We start from the raw sequence: 22,624 nt of genomic DNA on the forward strand, positions 1-22,624 counted from the left end.
ACTACAAAAGGTCGAGACCACATGATCGCGCTCGCGCGGCCCGTTGCAAAGCACCGCTTGGCCTGATGCCAGGAATATGGGTAAACAACGACGAATCACCAACACCCGGCGATTCACTTCAACATCAGGCCAGCCACTTTCCTACCGGGGTTCGCGGCTAATCAGGCCCTGGCAAGCACGGACTCCTCCCGTGCGCGCCCTCAAAACATCCTATTGACGTATAGTCATACAAATAATAAGTTCGGCGGAAAGCAAGTGCCGAAGGTTACGTGAATCTTACGGCGCAGCTGGCTTCGGCGAACTTGGGGAAGTTCGTCGGCTGAGGGCTGGAGACGGCCGTCAGTGCCATCCGCGCGCTTGATCAATGCAAGCAAATTTCACTGCATGACGTATGGCGTCACGCAGCGAGGGAGGCTGCGTCGTCCTGACGCAGGCGCATCTAAAACTTGGGGGGAACCAACTGCATGAAGCATTCGTTTCCGCGGCCAACGCGTGCCGCATATAAGCGTTCAACACTTACCGTGGCGCTTGGCATCTGTCTTGGATCGATGTCGATGGGTATCCATGCACAGTCAGCCAACGGTTCGATTTTTGGTGACGCCAAGAGTGGCTCCATCATCACCATCGAGAACCTCGGCACCGGCAGTAAGCGCGACATCACGGTCGGGTCGGATGGTCACTACTCGCTTCCGCAATTGCAGACTGGTGACTACCGCGTGAGCGTCGAAGGTGAGTCGCGCAATGTGCACGTTGCGGTCGGTACCGGTAGCCAACTCAACTTTACCGGCATCAATGCGAGCACCTTGGCAGCGATCCAGGTCCAGGGCACCACAGTCAACCCGATCGACGTGTCCTCGGTCGAGTCGACCACGGTGTTCTCCAAGGAGCAATTGGCGAATCTACCGGTTGCGCGCGACACGTCCGCTGTTGCCCTATTGGCTCCGGGTACGGTGAAAGCGGACTCCGCGTTCGGCACACCCTCCTTCGGCGGCGCTTCCGCAGCTGAGAACGCGTACTACATCAACGGCTTCGACGTCACCAATATCCGCAACTTCCTGTCTTACGCGTCGCTGCCGTTCAACGCGGTCGCCGAAGAGCAGGTCAAGACCGGCGGCTACGGTGCGGAATACGGCCGTTCGCTCGGCGGCGTGATCAGCCTGGTCACCCAACGAGGTAGCAACCAATGGCATTACGGCGCCATGGCGATGTGGACACCGGACTTCTGGCGTGAGCAACCGCGCAACGAGCTTGATCGCCGCTATCCCGGTAACTATTACAAGTTCAGTCAGGCGAACAAGGAAAAGGAGCTGCAGTCCAACGTCTATGTCAGCGGACCGCTGGTGAAAGACAAGCTGTTTGTGTTCGCGATGCTTCAGGGCGAGTCTCACTCGTGGAGCAACTACGGCAAAGAAACCAGCAGCTACAACTGGAACAATTCGCCTTCCGGCATCCTCAAGCTGGACTGGAACATCACCGACAAGCACATTCTTGAATTTACCGGTATCGACAATCGCAAAACCGATCATCACAAGAACTACACCAACGATGATGCGCAAGGCAACATCGTCCACCCGTATGCCACCAGCTTCAACACGCCGACCACCGAGAGCCGCAATACCTACGGCGGGCATGTGGAAATCCTGAAGTACACGGGTTACCTCACCGACAACTTCACCTTGTCCGCCCAATACGGCGATCTCAGGAATGCCGACGGTACGCGCGATCCGCGCAATTTCCACAGCGGCAATTGCCCTTGGGCGCTGGACGGCCGCAATTACCCAGGTCATCCCGGTGATAACGGGCACAGCATCCCATTGACCAACCTGGGTTGCTTCGATCCCAACGCACTGACGTCCTACGACACCAAGCCAGCCAACGAGTCCGATCATCGCAAGGCCGGGCGCCTCGATCTGGAGTGGCGGCTGGGCGATCACGATGTGCGCTTCGGTTACGACGGCGAGAAGTTCACCTCGACCCACATCGGCACCACCATCACCGGTGGCGTCTACTATCGCTACTACAGCTATACCCAAGGCATGATCAACGGCGTGACCCCGCCGGCTGGCACCACGGAATACGTGCGCGTTCGCTACGACAACACGCCGAGTGGGTCCTTTGAAGTGGACAACACTGCCGCCTATCTGGAAGACAACTGGAAGATCAACGACAGATGGCTGCTGTACGTCGGCCTGCGCGACGAGACGTTCAACAACAAGAATAGCGCGGGCAAGAGCTTCGCCAAGAAGGACAACCTGTTCGCACCTCGCCTCGGTCTCTCTTGGGACATTACCGGCGATTCGACCAACAAGCTGTCCGCCACGCTGGGCCGGTATTACATACCTATCGCCTCCAACACCAATATCCGCACCAGCGCAGCTGAACTCTTCACGCACGACTACTACACCTTCAGCGGCGTTGACCCCGCCACCGGTGCGCCAATCACCCTGGGCCAGAAACTGGGTGCCACCCAGGTGCTTGGAAACGGCGTGACCCCCAATCCCGGCAGTGTGGTCGCGACCAGCCTGAAGCCGATGTCCCAGGACGAGCTGATCGTCAGCTTCGAGCACGCATTCAATCAAGCGTGGACGGGCGGTGTCCGCGGTGTGATGCGCCAAGTCAACAACGGCATGGACGATACCTGCTGGCATGGCGCGTTCGACAACTGGGCAGCCGATCACGGCTATACCAATTTCAATTCAGGGCAATTGGCTAACTGCGTCGTGGTCAATCCCGGCAAATCCAATGCGTTCAATCTGGATCTGCAGGGCGACGGCAAGCTCACCAATGTGACGATTCCCGCCAAATATTTCATGCTGCCCGACTACAGGCGCAAGTACAGCGCCTTGGAGTTCTTCTTTGAGCACGCCTGGGATGGCAAGTGGTCATTGCAAGGTTCGTATACGTGGTCGCACAGCTACGGCACCAGCGAAGGCTATGTGGAATCCAACCTTCAGCAGTCCGATGCGGGCATCAGTCAGTCGTTTGACTTCCCCACGCTGGAGCACGGCGACAACGGCAACCTACCCAACGATCGTCGCCACGCGTTCAAACTGTTTGGCGCGTATCAGGTCGCATCAGAGTGGCGCCTGTCGGCTAACTTGCTGGTGCAGTCGGGCCGACCCCAGAGCTGCTTCGGCATCGTTCCGCTGGAGTCGCCTGACTACGGCAACCTTGCCAATGGAAGCGGCGGCGCAGGCGGTTACAACGCAAGCAGTTTCTACTGCAATGCAGGCGGCACCCACCCGGTCGTGATCAACGGCACCAGTTACGACGCGCCGAATCAGGTGTTGGGCCATCGCGGCACGGCGGGCACCACGCCCTGGCTGTATCAGTTTGATGTTGGTGTGCAGTGGATGCCGAAGATCTCGGAAGGCAAGGTGACCTTGCGCGCCGACATCTTCAACGTGTTCAACCGGCAGACGCCGGTGCGTACCAACCCATTCCATGAGTACCGCAATCCGGACGTGGCGGGCGGCATCACGATCGATCCGAACTATCACCAGGTGGACGACTATCAGCAGCCACGTTACGTGCAGATCACCGCGCGGTACGACTTCTGATCGGATAGTGAAAAGGCAAACCCCGGCTCTATGGGGTTTGCCCGTTTGAATATAGAAATCCCAACAACCCATTTGGCCCGATCTCATTACTCCCCAATGAGGTCGGGCATTTTTGTATGCGGAAGCTTCGCCCGACAAAGGGCTTATGGGCGGGCTGTCATCAGAGCACTACTGAGCCCAATCAGTCGTCCAGAGGAGCGGCCAGCCCAGGTCCGTCCACTGAGGCACCCAGAACTTGCCGCTGTCGCTGACGGGTGCGTAGCTGCTGCCCGGAACGACATACAGCGTGTTGTTGCGCCAGGTATTGCCGAACGCCGTCTCCCAGCGATTGTCGCCGTCATAGACGCTATAGAGGGCGGAGTTGGTTGGCATCAGATCGGTGCCGTATACGTTCCCGGTGAAAGTGTCGTTGGTGTTGCCTGCGCCATCCCCGCCAAAGTCCACCGTGTTGTGCCAGCCGGACACGTAGTTGTTGGTCACAGTGACGTGGTCGTAGTAGGCCGTGCTGTACTGAAGCGCGATAGCTTCGTTGTTCGCCACCGCGATAAGAGTGTTGTGGTTGATGGTGAGGTAGGCAACCGTATCGCCGTCGTTGGACAAGATCCCGTCCGTATGGTCGACACCGCCGCCGTCGGCGCGTGGATCGTGAATGTACGAGTCGCTTATGGTTACCGGCTGCTGCTGACTGGATAGGCCAATTTCGGCGGCGTCGGCCAAGCCCCAGAAATTTGAATGATCGACGGAGAAGCTGCCCGCGTTGTAGTTGGGGGCATCCTCAACCTGATTCACACCGTACGCCACGCCTTGCTCGTAAGACACCGGCGGCGCGCTTATGCCCGAAGGTTTGAACGTGGAGTAGGAGATAACAAGGTTGTTGCCGTTCGAGTATTTGACGAGAGCCTGGCTACCGTTGCCAAAACCATTGAAATCGGACTCGAACAGACACCCAATAAACGTGACGTTGACGGGTGTGCCCGGGATACCGGCCGTGCCGACTTCCACACCACTGGGGAAATAGCAGTAGCTGTACGTCTTGTTGCTATCGATCGGGCCGGAGCATGCGGTGCCGTTCGGAATGGGCGAGTACGTGGTGAGGTGTCCGGGGTAACCCGGTGCGGCCTGATATCCGGTGTTGGTGGCGTTTGGCCAAGTGGTAGGGGCCTGTACCAGATGCGTGCGGGGAGCCATCAGGTTGGCCCACTGTGTGGAAGCGGGCGAGGCTGATGCGGCAGAGCCATAGCCTGCTCCACCAACGGACAGTGCTAGAACGATAGAAGCAGCCAACCGGGAAGAACGCATTTCCATTGTGAACTCCGATATTGAATTTGGAGAGATCCAGACAAGTCTTCATTCGTCATTCCGGCTTTCACCGGATGACGACTTGTTCAGAGCATCCTTAGAGGTGTGCGAGTCGTCGCCCCTGATAGTCAGTGGCGCGTGTTTCTCATCGCATCTTTGGGGATAAGCCGTAGTGAGCGATGGAGGAAGGAACGTACGCGACGAAGATCGCGAAATGTGTGACGTGATGCGATGAATTGCGCGGCATCAGGCGGTAGCACAAACAGTCACATGTCATCGTTCGCTTGTGATGAATTATGTATTCATCAATGGGGCTCATGGATGCCGATCCTTCTCTCCATCACGTGCGCACCTTGATGCGAAAGAGCACATGACAATGAGCATCTCTCAAGGGAACCTCGAATAACTCGTTATCAATTTCGTCATCCCGGCGAAAACCGGGACCCAGCGACTTTACGTTCTTGAAGAGCGAAGACACTGGATTCCGTCTTTCGCCGGAATGACGAGCAAAGAGAGGCAATTCGAAGCTCCCCTAAGAACAGAGACAAGCTCACTTACCAACAATGGATAAGTGAAACTGATCCCGTTGCCGTGGGGATCCATCCCTGAACATCTACTCCGCCTTCGCTCGCTCCATGGCCTCATGGAAAGCAGCCTCATGTCGCTGCACTTTTTCCTTGTCGCAGTGCTTGCATGCGCACCCTGCTCCTTTTCCCGTCAACATCACTTCCGAGTTCTGGTTGCACTTCTTGCAACGACCGATCCCGCTTGATGCAAGTTCGAAGTAGGCACTGAACCAGCGGCATTCGGTGTTCGGCAGCTTTGCTGCGAGCCATGCGTATTCCTGCATCGGCAACCGCCCACCCACACCGAGTTCCTTCAGGTTCTTGAGGTTAGCCAGTGGCCGAAGCGAATGGACGCTCGATGTGTCGACAGTCAGCGTCTGCAGCCATGTCATGTGTGCAAAGGGTTCAAGCGACGCGACTTTTTGCCGAGTCCACATGCTTCCGGTCACTGAGAGCGACTCCAGCCCGGTAAGCGCCAGGAGAGGCGAGAAATCCGTGATCGACTTGAAATTCTCGATGTGCAATTGCTTCAGATCGGACAGAGCCGCCAACGGCTCTACCGATTCGACTTTGGTCGACTTTCCTATGGATAGGTAGCGCAGCTTCCTCAGGTGCTCGATGGCGCGGAGACTTTTGACGTTGCTTCCCTTGGTGTTGAAGCATTCCAGATCATGTATCTGGCAAGCGGCGTCAAATAGAGGCTGCGTCACGTGCGTCCATAGAGACAGCCAGCGGACGTGCTGAAGCTCGGGTAGCTTCAGACACCATTGGCGGATTGCCTGCTTCTTTTCCGTTTCCGAAACCCGTCCAAGATCCCAACTCAGGGTCAGGCGCTCGCCGCCGTCGTAATCCGCGACGTTGACGATCGACCTTGGCCATCGCGAGGTGTGGAAGGGTGACAACGTCATCGCGTAGGGCGTTTCGCTTTGCATGCGTCCTTATTCCCGAACGTTCGGTGGGCATCCCTTGCGGAGAATAGGGCTGGGCGATGGCGATGTCTGCCAAAGAGACGTCTTCTTCGTGAAAGCCAAGTCCCAAGCGAAGCTTAGCTACCTCCGCCCCTTTCTGCGTACCGCTATGGCGCTTGTCGATGGCGTTCGCTTCCTCAACAAGCGCATGCGGGATGAAATGCCCGACGCCAAACTGGAAACGATGCCGAGCACCATTTTCTAGCGCGATGCTCTTTGATTGAGCCATCAAGGGGCTGCGAACGCAGCAAGTGGAACGGGGCGCAATTGTGAACCCGCCCCGTCATCGTGTTATCGCGAGGTGACTGCCTTCTCAGCAAGGAAGCGTTCCGACGGCACGACTTCCAGCCACGGCTGCGCACCCAGCGCCCGCTCCAGGAAGGCGCGGTGCGAGGCGCCGATGACCAGGAACGTACGCTCACCATCGACACTGGCCAAAACCCGGTCAAGCCGCGCAACGAGCTCGGCATTGCGTGCATTCCATAGCAGCAACCTTCGCGCACCGGCCGTCCCTGCCGACGGCTTTTCAAACACGTCCCATTCGGAAGCGCGATCGAGCTTCGCGTAGTCGCTGCCATTGAACCAATGCAGCGTGTCGAGCAGCGCTCCCTCGCCGGTCGTTGGCTGCCAGTGCGCGTCGAAGGCCTGCTTCAGCCGTTCAATGGAAGCCTTCAGCTCCGGCCGCTCAAAGAAAACTGTCAACTCGGGCACCAACGCCATCATGGTGACCTCGTCCTCGAACGTGTCCACCGCATAGATGCGATGAAGACCGCTGCGCTTTGCGAGTGCCACCGCGATCGCCGCCGGCTCCTTGGGACTGTCGCGGAGTTTGTCGAGGCTGGCCACGGTCTCGGCATCGAGCGCCTTGATGGCCTCGGCACGTTCACCCTCGCCCAGCTCCGACCAGTTCAGGACCGCCGACCACATCTCGTAGCCGGCAAGCTGCAGCTGGACCAGCCGCACGCGCTCGCCTGTGCTCAACTGCCCCCAATGCGCCAACAGCGTGATGGCTTGCGAGCGCGCATCCGCGGGTGACACACCAAGCGCAAGCTGTTGTGGCATGCCCAACTGAACCTGCTTCTCGGCAAACGTGGATAGCCGGCTGGCATTGCCCGCCACGTCATGAAGAGCCGTTTCAATCCCCGCACCATCCATGGCCTCGATGCAAACCGCAGTCGGCGCATACGTAGCAAGCGACGCGATGACTCTTTCGGCCTGCGCCGCCGTAGGCGCAGGCTTCAGGGAAGCCAGATGAGCGGAGCCCAACACCATGACGCTGGGCTGCGCCATGGCACTTGTCCCCATCAGAAGCCCGATGGCCAGAGCGAGAGCCTGACGAGTCATTCGACGACATTCCATTTCCACTCTCCTTATGCCCAAAGGCTAACGGCAGCAGACATTAGGGACCGGTGACATACAAGGAGCGTGCTGGACGTAATGACCTGTCGTTTGTCATGACCCCCATTTGGCGGATCGCAGAAATGAGCAGCGGGGTCGCCATTTTCCCGTCCCATTCGACCGGGAGATTCCGGCGCGAGGCCGGCTCATCGATCGCCTGCGCCAAGGCGCCCGTCATCCCGGCGAAGCTGGGATGACGAGCTTGATCGGGTTCGAAGCCCCTATGTTGCGGTCCAACCTTGCTAGTTCGCGTTACAGATCGCGATGGAGCGACGCCGAACTGTAGTAGAGCTCGCCCAACTGCGAATCACGCCCCTCTACGAGGCCAGCGCGAAATCGATCGCTGCGCACACCGCGGCCGCCTGCGCAGCATTGCACTGCTCGGGGCTAGCCTGGGGACTGTCGGGATAGACTTCCGTGGTCGTGGTGTAGCGCGCGGGGGTGATGCTTGCGCAGAGTCCGAGTTTCTTCAGCGGATAGTTGATGACACCCGGCGCGACCACGGCCGAGCCGATGATCTGGCCGTTGCTGTCAGCGGGGGCGATGTGGGTGACCTTGGCGACCGCCGCGATCACCGCCTGCTGGAATGCGGGTTGCGGATTCTCGCTGTCGTCCACCACGTAGAAACCATCCGGAATCTCACCGGGTTCGAAAGCCGCACCGTCGCGCGCGGCCAACGCCGGCCGGAACTCCGATTCATCGGTGTCGGTGGTCTCGTGCAGATCGATATGCACCAGCACGCGGTCGCGGAAAGGTGCGACCAAGCGCATGAGGGCCGCTGATTCCTGCGCCGGACTGTTGTCGCGGAACGAACGGTTCGGGTCTATCGCCTGCGGATTCCAGCGATGGATGCGCTCGTAGGCCCAGGGGCTGACGCAGGGAGCAACAACAAGATTGGCGCGGCCTGCGTAGGCTTCCGCATACCGGTCGACAAACTGCAACGCCCCGTGCACGCCGCTGGTCTCGTAGCCATGCACGCCGCCCGTTACCAGCACGCAGGGGAGCTCATGCTTCCAATGACGGCTCTTGATCGCCACCAGCGGATAGCTGTCGGGTGAGTAATCAAGACGGCCGTACTCCACCACGTCGAAACGCGAACGCAGCGCTTCCACCGCGCTCAACACATCCGCCGCGTAGCTGCGCTGGCGCGTCTGCCGCGCCAGCCAGGCGGCAACATCCGCGGGGCCCCAGGGCGTGCCGGGCGTACCGATGGGATAGGTGGCTTGGTTCGTCATGGCGTGACTGGCTCCAAAGTGCATCGGGGTAAGGCGACGGAATGTAGCACTGCTGGGTATGAGGCCGGAGCCACCTTCAAGCAACGACGCCGCCGCACCTCCCCCCTTACTGGTGCGTGTCTAGGGATTGGTACCAAACACCCGCCGATAGACACTGGGTGTTGCGGTCAGCATTTGCCTGACCCGCTCTTGTGTGAGGCTTCGCCAGGCCCAGCGGATGATCAGCGGCCGCTGGCGAAACGGGAAGAAGCCCACCTTGCCGGGCTCGATGACTCCCTGTGCGATGGCTATTACAAACTGGCCGTTACCGGCCAAGCAAAGCCAATGAGCATCAATCTCCAGTATCTCGCCGGACCGGGCGTTCCCTGTATGCGGGTGCCACCGATGAACGACGCGCAAGCTCGATGCCGGCATCCCCACCCCATGCACCATGGCGCGCTGTTCTGCGAACGAAGCATTCAACACTTCGTCCCCTGACTCACCATCGAAACTCCAGAACCGGTACGTCACCGCCGGCACCAGCATCACAAACGCAGCAAACCCAAGCATGAACCACATCGCCGGACGTCCTAGTTTTCCGTTAGCAGAAATTGACTGATCCTTCGCCTGAGCGCCAGATCATCAATCGATTTGGCCTCATCGTCCGCGGCTATTGCGTACTCGCGAGCCAGAGAGTGCTCGCCGAGATTCTTGTAGCGTTCGGCCAGCGCAAACCTGATGGAGGCACGATAAGGCCGTGCATCATCTCCAACCGCTAGATCGAGCGCCATAAAGTAGAGATCCAGCGACGCCCTGTCATCGATCGTGAAGTCCGCGAGGCTCTCCCACAGGAACGGATGGTCACGCCCCTCCAGACTCTGCGCCTCGCAGTATTCCTTGAGCTCGTTGTAATGACTCCAGTAACGATCCTTTCTGTCTTCGTTGACGAGAAGAACCGCCAGATCCATAACCCGGCTCCATATGTCGTTCGCGAGTTCCATCTTCCCCACCCGGGCCTATAACGGCCGTTTGCTCACCCGTGTCCCATGCCAGCCATTTGGTTGCCGGCTTCATTGACCGACTCGATGGCAACACATTCTTCATTACGAGGACCGATAGCGTAGCTGATCGATCAGCTCACTCAGCCTCGCTTTTGACCACTGTCGCACCATGGCCTCGCCGCCCATGCGTGTCGGACTGTCTTCGAGGGCGTGGCTGTGGCGATGCGACCTGAGATCACGGGACGACAGTGCGATCTGTATGCGCCGCGCATGCAGCACCACGATCTGCCTAGCGCTCAGATGCAACGAGGCCGGGCGAGGCCTCGAGCAGCCAGGCGCTGGGACTCTGCGGGGGAGATGGTCACCCTGGTTCGACCTCCGGGCCAGCGTGGCCAACGCCGATGGTCCAGATCCCCTTCGTGTTCTTGTAGGCGGTCAGACGCTCGCCTTCGGCTTCCACGAGGAAGCTTTCAAGACGAGGAGTTAATTTCCAGGCCAGGTGTTGCTCCTACCGTAGGACAACGCCGATTGCTACGGATCAGTAGGGAACGGTAAGGTTTGCCACGAAATGGATAGAACAGCCCGAACGGAGCCTCGGTGATGAAGAAGATGGCATGTGGGTTTGTATCGATGTTGCTGTTGTCGCCCACGCTGTGGGGCACGGCCACCTCAGCACAAGACGAGCAGGCGGTGGTTTCCAGGCTGTACGGGCTACGGCCATCGTATGGCCAATGTCTATTGAAGGCTGGTGATGCCACCGCACCAAACAAGGGGTGCATGGAGGTAGAACTGGACTACCAGGACAAGCGCCTAAATAAGGCTTATCAAGCAATGATGGCTAAGCTAAGCCCTGCACTAAGGGTAAAGCTCAAAGCTGAAGAAGCCGTGTGGATTCAGTATCGGGATAATCGCTGTGCATCGGTTGTAGACGATATCGAGCGTCCCGAGCTAGAGCCATTGAGCTGCAAAGTTGATGAAACAGGAAAACAAGCAACGGACATGGAGGCCAGACTGTTTGCTCAATAGTGCGCCTAATGGCTTCGGCGTAGATGTGATGAAATCAGGCCAGGTTCGTCCTTCGGATTTCCTGACTAGCAATGAGGCAACCCGGCCCCGTTCTATATAGCTTCTTTTCAAAAAATGAGGCAATCAATGGTGACCTCGTTTTAACCGAATTGCACGGCAATGACTGGCTAAGCCACCGACACGTCCCAGTCACGGCGCCACCGTGCTGATGTCTTCGACATACACCAACTCACACGCGCCGTTTCCGGTGTCTTCGCGTGTCATCGACGTATGCCACTGCCAACCATCCGGCCGACTTGCATCGACAAGAAATCCCTCTAGATGCACCAGCTGCCCCGGACGTATCCGCTCCAGCGAATGACGGACCATGTCGTCGGAAGGGATCATGTGCATATTGGCGCTGGAGGTTTCGATATCACGTTGTGGAATCGGAAACTCTTGAACGTGCCAGTAGTAGAAGCGGTTGGATTGGCTGATGGTGATCTTTGCCAACACGGCGCTGTCGGACATGCGCCCCCAGCCAAGCGCGAGATCCACCGGGGCAAGCGAGGCGCCGGCATCGTAGCGATAGTCTTCCCGTGAAAGAACACGGGCAGTCAACTCGAAGCGAGCACGTGTCGTGAGGGTTACGTCACCTCGCTGCAGTTGCGTGCCGTGGTCGATATCGACCTGTAGAGGTGCATCCGGCGCGAGTATCCCTGGCGCCTGCGCCACGGGCCGTTGCCGCCACGTATGAAGCGCGCCCCAGCCGATCAACAGGAAGAGCAATGCGAGAACCCACTTCTGCATAAGCGCTCAATACCTCACTAGCTTCAACGATGAAAAGGGCAACGCGCCTCAACTCGCCTTCGGCGGAAGCGCCGCGCACCCAGTCCGGGAAACATTACGATAAGACTCCCGACCAATCGCTGCTCCGTAACGTCAGCATCAAGAAAGGGGGACCCTATCTTTCTTCGATACTAAGCCCCCTTCTTCGCCCTCTGGCAACGCCAGGGGCAATGAATTCCCGGGCTTAACTAACCCCCGTTCCGCACCGCCTTCGCGTGAGAAGTCATTGGCAGATCGACCCGCGGCGATATTGTAAGGTTTGGCGTCAGCGTTTTTCGCCGATGGGCTGGGGATGCTCTGAGCAAGTCTACGCAAATGAGGCCGGAGCACTCCCACCGTGACCATCGCACCGATTTCAACTACCAAGAGCCCATGATGAAAGCGACGAAAGGTCTGTGCAGTCTGTTGATGTTGTTGATTCTTCCGTTTGCCGCGCAGGCGGGCGATACCCCCGGCACCTACACCCACTATCAGTTCGCTCCTTCGGTGACCGCGCTCGATTCGGTCGACTACGGCATCACCGTGCAAACCGATCCGGGCTACCGCGCCGATGTGTACTGGAGCAACCAGTTCAGCCTGGTCGGCACGGGCTCTGGCGGTTACACGGGGATGCAAAGCAACGGTGGAAGCCACCGGATGTTTCTGTTCTCGATCTGGGATGCGACCGAAGCCAAGCCGGGTAGCGAAGGCAGCTATTGCGTGAGTTTCGGCGGCGAGGGCGTGGGCAAGAGTTGCCGCATGGCGCATGAGTGGCAGCAGGGACATACCTATCGCTTTCATGTGGCCTATGAGGGCGATCAATGGCTGGGTGTCACCGTCACCGACCTGGCCACCGGCGGCTCATTCAAGCTGGGCAGCATTCGCACGGCCTCGAACGGTATCTCGCCTCACGGCATGGTCAACTGGACCGAGTACTTCGAGTGGAGCTCCGCCAATGCCAATTGCTTCAACCAGCCTTACGCCAGCGCAGCCTTTGACTTGCCCCGCGGCAATGGCGGCAACGCGGTAGCGAGCATCTCCGGCACCAGCCTGAGCAAAACCTGCACCGGTTATAGCCAGGCCACCAAAACGGCTTCCGGCAGCGTGCAGCGCAATGCGATCGGCAATTCGTTGCGCGGTGCGGTAATCAGCGCGAACGATGTTTGCATCGATGCGAGCGGCGGGGCCCGTAGCAATGTTCCGGCGATCACCTACAGCTGTACCGGCGGCGAAAACCAGGCCTGGGTGCTCGGGGTGGATCACACACTGCGGCTTCAGAACAACCTGTGCCTGGATGTTGCCAACGGCAATACCTCGCCAGGCGCCCAAGTCATCGTTTACAGCTGTAACAATGGCCGCAATCAACAGTGGAGCCAGATCGGTACGCAGCTGCGCAGCGACCTGTCCGGTCTTTGCTTGACCTCGTCAGCCCAGGGTGCGCAGTTGACGATGCAACGGTGCACTGGCGCGGCCAATCAGAACTGGCGGTTGCCACTGCCGCGGAACTGACTCGCCGCGCTCTGGCGCTGCCGTGCATAAAGAAAGCTGGCAAAAGAACGGATCGGAGGTAGCTAAGCGTAGTGGCTATCCCCGTCCCGTTTCTCTCGTTCAAATTAGTGCTCACGTTTTCGCCTGCACGCGGCGCGCGCCTGTCTTCGACACCGCCGATGTACCGCTCGCCGGCCCCTGATTCAGTGCCAGCGTGCCTGGTATGTGCTGTTTGCCCCAACGCACAAACGCGAGTAGCACGTCGCCCAGAGCGCTTCCCTTCGGGGTGAGTGTGTAGGAGTACCGCGTGGGGTGCTGCTGATACGGGGTTCGAAGGACGATACCGGCGGCTTCCAGCCGCTTAAGACGCTCGGCAAGGATGTTGGTGGGAATGCGCTCCATCGAATCCGCGAGCTCGCCGTAGGTGCGCTTGCCGTGCAGCAAGTCGCGCACCACGAGTAACGACCATTTGTCGCCCACGACGTCCAGCGAATTGGCGACCGCACAGGCGGAGCGCGTGAAGGTCTTCGCGGTACTCATGTCCACTTCTCCATGGCCTGCTCAGGTCACTTGCAGACTGCAAGTCATGATGCTACGTTGCCTTGCAACTTGCAAAATGCAAGTAACCAAGGAGAGCGTCATGGCAACCAATGTCATTCCCCGCGCTACCGAATCCCGGCCAAGCGGGCTTAGCCGTATGCCCTTGAGCGTTACAGCCGTACTGATCGCCTGGTTCCTGCTCGTCGTATCGCTCGGTTCGGCTGGCGCATTCGTCGGCCGTCCCGGCATGCCGCCCTTTGGCATTGCCATCGGCGTCGCTACACCGCTGTTGCTGTTCTTTGCGTGGCTGCGGCTCTCGGAGTCCTTCCGCCACTTCGTTCTCTCGCTTGATCTTCGTCTTATTGCGGCCATGCAGGCCTGGCGATGGGCTGGCCTGGGCTTCCTCTTCCTCTATGCGTACAACGTGCTGCCCGCCATGTTCGCCCTGCCCGCTGGCATCGGCGATATGGCCATCGGCATCACCGCCCCCTGGATAGCCGTCACTCTTGCGCGTCAGCCCGCCTTCGCCGCCAGCGCCGGCTTCATCCGCTGGAATGTGCTTGGCATCATCGACCTGGTGGTGGCGCTCAGCCTGGGCACGCTGAGTGCCACGCTCACCACAGGCGCTCCTGGGGAAATCAGCACCGCGCCCATGGCGTCACTGCCGCTGCTGCTGATTCCAGCATTTCTCGTGCCGTTGTTTCTGATGCTGCACGCGGCGGCGTTGATGCAGAGTCGGCGGTAACCCATCGCTGAGCAGGCTGAACCGCGGGGCGCTTTTCACCGCGTACGCAAGATCGACGGCGGCATTCCCAGCAGGCGCTGAAAACTGCGGCGCATGCGCTCGGTATCGCCGAACCCGCACTCGGTCGCGACGCGATGCAGCGAGGCCGCGCCGCTTTCCAGTGCGGCGCGCGCTGCCTCCACCCGCAACTTTTCTACGGCCTTGGCCGGCGTGAGGCCGGTCTCCGCCAGGAAGGCTCGCGCGAAGTGGCGCGGGCTCATGCAAGCATGCTCGGCCAGGTCGCCTACATGGTGGCGCGCGCTCAAGTGGCGGCGCACATGATCGAGCAGCGGCCTGAAGCGGCCTTGCGCGGAGTCCATCTCGATCAATGCCGAGAATTGCGACTGCCCGCCCGGCCGCCGATAGTAGACGACGAGCTGCCGCGCCACCGCGCGCGCGATGCGCTCGCCGAGGTCCTCGGCGACCAGCGCCAGTGCCAGGTCGATGCCGGCGCTGATGCCCGCGCTGGTCCAGATGCTGCCGTCGTTGACGTAGATATGGTCGACTTCCAACTGTACTTGCGGGAACTGGCGTGCGAACTGCTCGCTACGGTACCAGTGAGTCGTGGCGCGCTTGCCGTCGAGCACCCCGGTGGCCGCAAGCAGCAAGCTGCCCGTGCACGCGCTGGTCACGCGCGCGCCGCGCTTCGCGCAGCGTTGCACGAAGCGGCGCGTGCGCGCGTCGGTCATGGCGGCATCGACGCCGTCGCCGCCGGCCACTAGCAAGGTGTCGACCTGACTCGCTGGCGGCAGACCCTCGCAGGCCCAGCGCACGCCCGACGAACTGCGCACCAGGCCCGGCTGCGCGGCCACGATCCGCAGCGCGTAGTACCCGTCCCGATAGCGGCTCGCCACTTCGAACGCGGCGATAGGCCCCGCCGCATCGAGCAGTTGGAAGTCGGGATAGACAAGCACCGCTATACGGTGAGACATGGCAGAAAACGTGGGATATAGGACATTGCTGCCGCCAACTTAGATCGCGATGCTGCGAGGCGTCAACCGACTCCAGCGAGATCCGCGCCATGACCGCCTCCCCATTCATCATCGTTTTCGCGCTGTATGACCGCGTCACCCAGCTCGATTTCACCGGCCCCCACGAGGTGTTCTGGCGTCTGCCCGGGGCGCAATGCGTGGTGGCCTCTGCCAACGGCGGCGACATCCAGGCCGACAGCGGCCTCACGATCACCCACGTGCAGCGGCTGGCCGACATACCGCACGCCGACCTCTTGTGCGTGCCCGGCGGCTTCGGCGTGATCGAGGCGATAGAAGATGCTGATTTCATGCGCGAAGTGCGCCGGCTGGCGGGTGGCGCCCGCTATGTCACCTCGGTGTGCAACGGGTCCGTTGTGCTTGGCGCGGCAGGGCTGCTCCGCGGCAAACGCGCGGCCTGCCACTGGGCCTGGCGCGACCTGCCGCCGCCGTTCGGTGCAATTGCGGACGAGGACCGTGTGGTGCAAGACGGGTATCTCATCACCGGCGGCGGCGTCACCGCGGGCATCGACATGGCACTTTCGGTGATGGCCGACATTGCCGGCGTCGCGCATGCGCAGTCGGTGCAGCTCGGTATCGAATACGCGCCGGCGCCGCCGTTCGACTGCGGGCGCCCCGAGCGAGCGCCGCCGCCGATCCTCCAGGCAGTAACGACACGGCTGGACCGGCTGCGCCCGGATCGCCATGCGGCGGTGCAAAGGGTTGCGGAGAAACTTTGAGGGGTGAATGGGTCTGCCTTGTTGCCGGCAATGCCCAGCGAAATGGTGACCCCGTTCTTATAGTTCGCCCACCAAGGGTGCAGGCACGTCAATATGGCACGTCGCCCTCATGTTTCCAGGCGGATATTCAGGCGGATATACGTCGTTGTATCTAATCCAGCCACTTCTAAGGGCAATCTGCTGTTCAATGGTTGCCCACTGGCCGCCGTAAGCAGCGGGATAGACTTCTAGTTCGAGATTATCCAAAAGCTTCGGGCGAAATGTCACGCCGCCAAACAGTGCAATTCCGGAGAGAGGCGCAAGGAGATCTCCGCGTGGGTCGAAATAGACGCCCTTAGCAATGAAAGTAACTTCCCCACCTTCTTTTAGAAAGCGGGCAAATTCTTCCTCTGTGGGATACCTGTACAGGTGGTTCCAAGTCACGGCACCACCGTGCTGATGTCTTCGACATACACCAACTCACACGCGCCGTTTCCGGTGTCTTCGCGTGTCATCGACGTATGCCACTGCCAACCATCCGGCCGGCTGGCATCGACAAGAAATCCCTCCAAATGCACTAGCTGCCCCGGACGTATCCGCTCCAGCGAATGACGGACCATGTCGTCGGAAGGGATCATGTGCATATTGGCGCTGGAGGTTTCGATATCGCGCCGCGGAATCGGAAACTCCCGAACGCTCCAGTAATAGAAGCGATTGGATTGGCTGATGCTGATCTTTGCCAACACGGCGCTGTCGGACATGCGCCCCCAGCCAAGCGCGAGATCCACCGGGGCAAGCGAGGCGCCGGCATCGTAGCGATAGTCTTCCCGTGAAAGAACACGGGCAGTCAACTCGAAGCGAGCACGTGTCGTGAGGGTTACGTCACCTCGCTGTAGTTGCGTGCCGTGATCGATATCGACCTGTTGAGGTGCATCCGGCGCAAGTATCCCCGGCGCCTGCTCCACTGGCCGCTGCCGCCACCAGTGAAGCGCGCCCCAGCCGATCAACAGAAAGAGAAATGCCAGCCCCCACTTCCGCATAAGTGCTCAATACCTCACTGGCCGCAGCGACATAAGGGCCGCGCGCCCAAATTTGCCTTCGTCTTCGACAGGAGCGCCACTCGTAACAGACTATCCCTAGGGCCGAAGCTATTGATCTTGACCGATTGATTACCGGCCAAGATCACCACCAATGACCCACAACGCCCAGCGCGCTGTCAGATATCCCGTGCTCTGCTCTCCGCCCCTGGAAGTGCGGGAGGCGCCACTTCAGCTTCGGCCATGAAACGGTGATAGGCGAAGTTGCCCCGCACGCCGCTGATAAAGCACAGCAGCAGAATGATGCCGAGAAAGATGCCGAAGCGCATCGATTCCGGCTGCGTGACGATCTGGAAGATCTTTTCGATCACGAACAAGCACAGCCCGGCGATCGCGAAACCCTTGGATCGCGCGTGAATACGCCATGCGATCACCGCAAACAGCACCGCATCCAGATAAGCCGAGGGGTGGATACCTGCAATGCCGGCAGCAGTGAAGATGCTGACGGTCGCCATGATGGCCGTTACGACGGCACAAAATACGGCGGCCCACATGCCTTGATTGGATGCTTGAACAGCGTCGGCGACATTCCCGAACGTCGGCCAGTACCAGCGTACCGGCTGATTGCGACTTGCCATGTTTTTCCCCTGTGATGTGACGGCTCCCCTCGCCGCGCCTAAAAGCTAGCACGGCGGCCAGGCGGTGGCTTGGTGTGCCTCTTCAGGGTCCTGCTTGGCGTCGAATCTCAGCGGCACATTGTTTCCGCCTCCCTTGCCCGTCCCAGTGGGACGAGCAAGGGAGGGAGCGAATTGCCTCCGCTCCCTCTGCTACAAACGTGTCAGCCGCAGCAATTACCGGCTGATGAAACGGTACTCGAGCATGCCGGACACCAGCACCGGGCTATTGGTGCCTCTAAGGAAGCGATTGGACTTGGCCTGGTAACGATCAACATTCACACCGACGCTGAGCTGCGGGGTAATGTCATAGCCAAGCCCGCCGCCGAAGTACAGGTTGGTGTCGTTGGTCGTTGCTTCACCGACGTAGGAGCCCTGCGCTGTCAGCTTCGACCGGGAGAAGAACACACCCAGTCGCGCGCTGACGTACCAGTTTTCGGCAAAGGTCCAGCGACCGTTGGCGCCCAGCGTCCAGCCCGAGACATTGAGCCTCAGTTTGAGGGGATACCTGGAATCCCCATTGACCCATCCATTGAACTCGGGCCTGCCCAGGTCGACATACCCCGCCTCCACGCCCCAGGTATCACGCCAGCGATAACCTGCATTGAGGTTGTAACCCCAACTGTCCTTATCGGTGAGACCGGAAATGTTGGAGTGCGACATGCCCGCACCCGCATTGACAAAGAAGTGGCTGGGATCCGCGTCACCGGCGTGCGCAGCAAACGAAGAAACAGCCATTGCCGCGCCCAGCGACGCAGCCAGAAACAAGTGACGCATGAATACCTATCCCTAGTGAGTTTGAAATGCGCTCATGGCGCGACATACATCCCATAGCAGGCCATGTTGCGCCCACTCATTACCTTGTCCACATCTCCATGGATCAAACAAAAACCACCATCAACATTCCGCACATCCGTTCCGCGCAAAGCACGACGCCCAGATGCATCGCCTAGAGCGACACTCCCGGTATTCGACACCTGATATACGAACGCCCGCCGTCGCGGGCTGCGAATCGCGCATGATCACCCGCACCTTCTATGCCGCCAGCTTCTGCTGGAGCAGACCGTACTTTGGTTCCGCGAACTGACAAGCGTAGAAAAGCCGTCCACCTGGCTCAAATCGCATTCCCTGCTCCCTCGGATTGATTGCTGAACACGGGCTTCGGCGGCAGACATTAGCAGCATGCGTGGAGGTGCGCGAGTGAGCTTGTGCACAGTCCGCGGGCCATCCTGGAGGCCACCCGTCCAGCCAACGGGTTCGGCTAGGACGCTTGGATGATCACTGCGGATTGAGCCACTCGCAACGATCGAGGATCGATGTGAAGTTCGTCGGTGCTTAGGGCCATAGAAGTAGCGACTCGGCCTTTCTTCCTGGGATGCGGTTACTGGTTAACTACTCCCGCCCTGTATTTCGAAATATGGCAACCTGACCCTTTCTTTGTTCTGCCCGCCGGACTAAGGGGTTTGGGTCTTAGCTACCTCGACCCTTGAGGCTTGGCCTTGAAAGTCCAACCCGGGTTTTCGACCCGCTTCTTCCGCGAACTCAGATTTTAGTACCGTCAATTTGCTATTCGATACGGCGTTTTATCACGGGATCGTAAAAACCGTAAACGTGAACGATGTAATACACCTCACTCGGCCTCGAGCTAGCTGCGAAGCAGTTTGGAATAAGCACTTTTAGTTCTTGCCATCCCCACCACTGCTTTCGAATCCATACTTGATACTCCTTTGCGGAAACGTCCTCGTCTGGGTTTCCAAGAGTTTGGTGAACCTCCCCCAAAGTCATGGAGAGCAAGGCTTTGTTCCATGACAAAGGCGCATTCGCCGCGTAAATATGCGAGACCATCGCCGGGTAAGCGTATCGCCACGCCAAAGCCATGGTCGCAAGTATGACCATGGCCATCAAAATGAACCGCCTTCTTCCGTTACTTAGCTGCATGTGCATCGCTTATATACTGGAGTGCCTTGCGGTGATGTTGTCGGATCCCATGGCCATCCGGTTTCATGGGCGCCCGTAGCCGTCCCCGCTCCAATGGTCGATTTTCCTGGCACCTTAACAATCGCAACATGCCCAGAAGCATCAGAATAATGGTGCGAAACGGCAACGATATCACCAGGCTGTGGTGTGGCGACGACCGGAAAATGCGGGATGTCCTTTGTCGGGTCCGCCCAATCGCCCGCACTTATCGGCTCACCAAACCCCAGCCATCTTTTTGGCCCTACACCGGTCCCGCTCAGCATATCTCCAACAAACGTATTGCATTTATTCGTATTGGGACCGGGCGCGTGATCGCCTGCGTAGGAATAGACAGAGGCCAGATTTGGCTTGCTTGCCGTGGCTTGAGCGGTATTGAGAACATTGCTGCAGTCACAGAGCCCCAAGGGATCGATGTAGCCCAGCGGATTCCCTCCCACGTAGGCATACGTGTTCAAGCCAACCCGAGGGTCGGAGTGCTGTTCTTGTAGAGCTAGATGCCCAACCTGGGTTTCGGCTCCCAGCGAAATGGTGGCGGGTTCAAATCCTGGTTGCTGTGGAAGTGAACCTAAAATCCTCAAGCTGCCTTTCGATCTGACGGCAGGTAGGACAGTAGAAAACCGTGCCATGGGTGGTGCCCTCAACCCAACAGGGACCCTGCACGAATGAGTTGGCATAAGGGCAACTACTCCGATACGACGCCTCGCCATTACTCGCTGGAGCAAAAGTCCCGTAAATGATCGGAACCGAATCCTCAGTAAGCTCGTCACCATGCAAATGGCAGTAATTGAAGATGCTCAGGGAATCCTCAAGCGACAGCTTCGGCATGGATAACTCTTTGCAGAGCTTATCGATCATCCTCTCCTGCCAGTAGAAGAGGCGCCCCTTTGTGCGAGACTTGAAATGAAGACTGGCGAGAAATCTATGCGCATCCTCCTCTCCGAGGATGCGATGAAGTTCCGATCGAATGAAATCCTTATCGAACATGCGAAACATCAGGAAACCTCAGGGTCAGAGTGCAGTTCTGGTAGAGCTTGCTCTGAATGTCAAACATGACCCGGGTTTCTTTAAAGTCCAACCTGACCCGGGATTCCGCAAGTCACTTGAGCGTGCATTGAATGTCGAAATGATCACGCGATAACATTGCCGTTCGCAGTCAATCGCCCCATATGAGGCTCGCAACAAAGCTGAAGAAGGCGAGCAATTGGATAGCTATCGCAACACGCAACATCACTACTCGCCGTACCACGGATGTTGGCGCCGAGCATAGATATAAGACTTTCCAGCGCAATGGCCCTAGGCGATAAATCGCTTGATCGAGAACCGGCGTAAAAAGGGCCTCTGCATATTTTGGATCGGCCGATGTAATCGCCCTCCAGCTCGCACCTGCCAGGACAAGCACTGCAAGCCAACTGACGACGGAGGCACAGGCAAAGATTGTAGTTAGCACCATTTTGAGATCGACAGAAAGAAACAAGAAGCAGCCATTTGTCACTCAAAAATACGAGAATATGTGGTCAGAGATATTTTATAGACTTATTCTCTTCGATAAATGTCTCTGACCCCTTTATTTTGACCCCTTTATTTGCCCGGACGACGAAATGGTGACCCGGGTTTCCAGACCCGGGTTTCCACGGACTCCGATTCCCGGACCTCATCCGGCCAGCCTACTGGTTTCCCTTTGTGCTGACGGTATGCGTTGGGTGGCAGCTCCCGTCACCGCAATCGATTGCCACGTCGTAGGAGCCGCACGAGGCGACGAAGATCGAGTTACCGTCGGCTCGAACCGCTCCGCATCGCAATTGATTGGCAACGCTCTGAGCCATCGACATCGTAGCCCCATCGGTCGGGGCGGTTTGAGATGCTTGAGTTGAGGCATCGGCAGTAGTCGCGGGTGCTGCAGAAGTTACGGTGGGCGCTGTCGGCGCGACCGAGGCAGTCGCCGCAGTCGCCATGGCGCCAACTTCGTAACGAGAAAGGTGATTCTTGATCGCCAGCCGGACCCCATCCGCGAATGGATTCTGGTCGCCATGCGGCTTCATTGAGGCAACGGTCCGGGTAAACACCTTCTTGCCATCGATATCCGTGTCGATGTAGATGATGTAGACGGATGCCTTGTCTGGGTTCTCCGTGCTGGTATACATGCCGCGCAGATACTCGTCCGAAGTGCTACTAAAGGTCCTTTCGTCGACGATGCTGGTCTGGGAGGACGCATCATGTGAAGCCATTGCGTTTCCAATGAGCCCACCCAACACGCCACCAACCCCTGCGCCGAGAGCACCCGAGCGGAGCTGCGACCGCATGTTTTCATAGATCACGAAGTGATAGACCGTCACTTGGGGCTGATGGTCCATCGCAGCGAATTTCTCAAAAGCCTCATGCTGTAGCAAACGGACTGGTGGCGGCGACAGCTTGGCGTCTCCTGCGCGCAGGATCCCGTACTCCTTGCTTGTGATCAGCAAGCTGAAAATCTTGCCCTCTTTTTCCGCAGAGGGCCTCATGTCGCGCAGTTGGAGCGAATCGGATTTGGCCATATCCGTCACGTTGATCTTCGTGACAACGGGAGTGCAGCCGGCGCATGCCAGCATCAATAGAGCGAAA

22 protein-coding genes are annotated in these 22,624 nt (G+C 58.8%); 6 read left to right on the top strand and 16 right to left on the bottom strand.

What is annotated here, in order from left to right; all coding sequences use genetic code 11:
* Nucleotides 1-554: 554 nt before the first annotated feature.
* Complete coding sequence (locus tag OUZ45_RS12945) at nucleotides 555-3,560, top strand: TonB-dependent receptor (protein ID WP_266170534.1); 3,006 nt, start codon at nucleotides 555-557, stop codon at nucleotides 3,558-3,560.
* 168 nt (nucleotides 3,561-3,728) lie between these two features.
* On the opposite strand, the gene OUZ45_RS12950 is transcribed toward OUZ45_RS12945, so the two are convergent.
* Both OUZ45_RS12950 and OUZ45_RS12955 read right to left on the bottom strand, forming a co-directional pair.
* On the bottom strand, nucleotides 3,729-4,748 hold the full coding sequence (locus OUZ45_RS12950) for a hypothetical protein (RefSeq protein ID WP_266170535.1): 1,020 nt from the start codon (nucleotides 4,746-4,748) through the stop codon (nucleotides 3,729-3,731).
* A gap of 724 nt (nucleotides 4,749-5,472) precedes the next feature.
* Nucleotides 5,473-6,357 (bottom strand): leucine-rich repeat domain-containing protein, encoded by an 885-nt coding sequence (locus OUZ45_RS12955; protein ID WP_266170536.1) that lies wholly within the window; start codon nucleotides 6,355-6,357, stop codon nucleotides 5,473-5,475.
* Between OUZ45_RS12955 and OUZ45_RS12960 the strand changes: the two genes are divergently transcribed.
* Entirely contained in the window at nucleotides 6,356-6,598 is a 243-nt protein-coding gene (locus OUZ45_RS12960; RefSeq protein WP_266170537.1) for a hypothetical protein, read from the top strand. The genes OUZ45_RS12955 and OUZ45_RS12960 overlap by 2 nt on opposite strands.
* A gap of 86 nt (nucleotides 6,599-6,684) precedes the next feature.
* Here the strand turns inward: OUZ45_RS12960 and OUZ45_RS12965 are convergent, their stop codons facing one another.
* From OUZ45_RS12965 to OUZ45_RS20860, 5 genes are all read right to left on the bottom strand, one after another.
* A complete protein-coding gene (locus OUZ45_RS12965; RefSeq protein ID WP_266170538.1) occupies nucleotides 6,685-7,683 on the bottom strand; it encodes a DUF5694 domain-containing protein in 999 nt (332 codons plus the stop codon).
* Between the two features lie 425 nt (nucleotides 7,684-8,108).
* Complete coding sequence (locus tag OUZ45_RS12970; RefSeq protein ID WP_266170539.1) at nucleotides 8,109-9,026, bottom strand: M14 family metallopeptidase; 918 nt, start codon at nucleotides 9,024-9,026, stop codon at nucleotides 8,109-8,111.
* Between the two features lie 120 nt (nucleotides 9,027-9,146).
* Nucleotides 9,147-9,584: a hypothetical protein gene (locus OUZ45_RS12975; protein ID WP_266170540.1), complete on the bottom strand. Its 438-nt coding sequence runs from the start codon at nucleotides 9,582-9,584 to the stop codon at nucleotides 9,147-9,149.
* An 11-nt stretch (nucleotides 9,585-9,595) separates the two neighbouring features.
* On the bottom strand, nucleotides 9,596-9,973 hold the full coding sequence (locus tag OUZ45_RS12980; RefSeq protein ID WP_266170541.1) for a hypothetical protein: 378 nt from the start codon (nucleotides 9,971-9,973) through the stop codon (nucleotides 9,596-9,598).
* 394 nt (nucleotides 9,974-10,367) lie between these two features.
* Entirely contained in the window at nucleotides 10,368-10,466 is a 99-nt protein-coding gene (locus OUZ45_RS20860) for a glycoside hydrolase family protein (protein ID WP_425601692.1), read from the bottom strand.
* Nucleotides 10,467-10,606: 140 nt separating this feature from the next.
* Between OUZ45_RS20860 and OUZ45_RS12990 the strand changes: the two genes are divergently transcribed.
* Nucleotides 10,607-11,032, top strand: a complete 426-nt coding sequence (locus OUZ45_RS12990) for a lysozyme inhibitor LprI family protein (protein ID WP_266170542.1) — start codon at nucleotides 10,607-10,609, stop codon at nucleotides 11,030-11,032.
* A 189-nt stretch (nucleotides 11,033-11,221) separates the two neighbouring features.
* Here OUZ45_RS12990 and OUZ45_RS12995 read toward each other — a convergent pair whose 3' ends face one another.
* A complete protein-coding gene (locus OUZ45_RS12995; RefSeq protein WP_266170543.1) occupies nucleotides 11,222-11,821 on the bottom strand; it encodes a hypothetical protein in 600 nt (199 codons plus the stop codon).
* Nucleotides 11,822-12,235: 414 nt separating this feature from the next.
* Between OUZ45_RS12995 and OUZ45_RS13000 the strand changes: the two genes are divergently transcribed.
* Nucleotides 12,236-13,348 (top strand): ricin-type beta-trefoil lectin domain protein, encoded by a 1,113-nt coding sequence (locus tag OUZ45_RS13000; protein WP_266170544.1) that lies wholly within the window; start codon nucleotides 12,236-12,238, stop codon nucleotides 13,346-13,348.
* A gap of 111 nt (nucleotides 13,349-13,459) precedes the next feature.
* Here OUZ45_RS13000 and OUZ45_RS13005 read toward each other — a convergent pair whose 3' ends face one another.
* Nucleotides 13,460-13,867, bottom strand: coding sequence for a winged helix-turn-helix transcriptional regulator (locus OUZ45_RS13005; RefSeq protein ID WP_266170545.1), 408 nt, complete (start codon nucleotides 13,865-13,867; stop codon nucleotides 13,460-13,462).
* 100 nt (nucleotides 13,868-13,967) lie between these two features.
* Between OUZ45_RS13005 and OUZ45_RS13010 the strand changes: the two genes are divergently transcribed.
* On the top strand, nucleotides 13,968-14,612 hold the full coding sequence (locus tag OUZ45_RS13010) for a hypothetical protein (protein ID WP_266170546.1): 645 nt from the start codon (nucleotides 13,968-13,970) through the stop codon (nucleotides 14,610-14,612).
* Between the two features lie 35 nt (nucleotides 14,613-14,647).
* Here the strand turns inward: OUZ45_RS13010 and OUZ45_RS13015 are convergent, their stop codons facing one another.
* Nucleotides 14,648-15,583, bottom strand: a complete 936-nt coding sequence (locus tag OUZ45_RS13015) for a GlxA family transcriptional regulator (protein WP_266170547.1) — start codon at nucleotides 15,581-15,583, stop codon at nucleotides 14,648-14,650.
* 89 nt (nucleotides 15,584-15,672) lie between these two features.
* On the opposite strand from OUZ45_RS13015, the gene OUZ45_RS13020 reads away from it, so the two are divergent.
* A complete protein-coding gene (locus tag OUZ45_RS13020; RefSeq protein WP_266170548.1) occupies nucleotides 15,673-16,359 on the top strand; it encodes a DJ-1/PfpI family protein in 687 nt (228 codons plus the stop codon).
* 57 nt (nucleotides 16,360-16,416) lie between these two features.
* Here the strand turns inward: OUZ45_RS13020 and OUZ45_RS13025 are convergent, their stop codons facing one another.
* The 6 genes from OUZ45_RS13025 to OUZ45_RS13045 all read right to left on the bottom strand — a co-directional run bounded on the left by OUZ45_RS13025 (nucleotide 16,417) and on the right by OUZ45_RS13045 (nucleotide 22,557).
* A complete protein-coding gene (locus tag OUZ45_RS13025; RefSeq protein WP_266170549.1) occupies nucleotides 16,417-16,782 on the bottom strand; it encodes a hypothetical protein in 366 nt (121 codons plus the stop codon).
* The gene (locus OUZ45_RS13030) at nucleotides 16,779-17,378 is read right to left on the bottom strand and encodes a hypothetical protein (protein WP_266170550.1); all 600 of its coding nucleotides are present in this window, start codon (nucleotides 17,376-17,378) and stop codon (nucleotides 16,779-16,781) included. The genes OUZ45_RS13025 and OUZ45_RS13030 overlap by 4 nt, the downstream gene beginning before the upstream one ends.
* A gap of 176 nt (nucleotides 17,379-17,554) precedes the next feature.
* Nucleotides 17,555-18,013, bottom strand: a complete 459-nt coding sequence (locus OUZ45_RS13035) for a hypothetical protein (RefSeq protein ID WP_266170551.1) — start codon at nucleotides 18,011-18,013, stop codon at nucleotides 17,555-17,557.
* A gap of 213 nt (nucleotides 18,014-18,226) precedes the next feature.
* A complete protein-coding gene (locus tag OUZ45_RS13040) occupies nucleotides 18,227-18,826 on the bottom strand; it encodes an outer membrane beta-barrel protein (protein WP_266170552.1) in 600 nt (199 codons plus the stop codon).
* 1,151 nt (nucleotides 18,827-19,977) lie between these two features.
* Nucleotides 19,978-20,796 carry a CHAP domain-containing protein gene (locus tag OUZ45_RS20865; RefSeq protein WP_425601693.1) on the bottom strand — a complete coding sequence of 273 codons (819 nt, stop codon included), beginning with the start codon at nucleotides 20,794-20,796 and terminating at the stop codon, nucleotides 19,978-19,980.
* An 894-nt stretch (nucleotides 20,797-21,690) separates the two neighbouring features.
* Entirely contained in the window at nucleotides 21,691-22,557 is an 867-nt protein-coding gene (locus OUZ45_RS13045; protein ID WP_266170553.1) for a hypothetical protein, read from the bottom strand.
* Between the last annotated feature and the right edge of the window lie 67 nt (nucleotides 22,558-22,624).

The organism is Dyella subtropica, assembly GCF_026283965.1.
Lineage (GTDB): Bacteria > Pseudomonadota > Gammaproteobacteria > Xanthomonadales > Rhodanobacteraceae > Dyella_D > Dyella_D subtropica.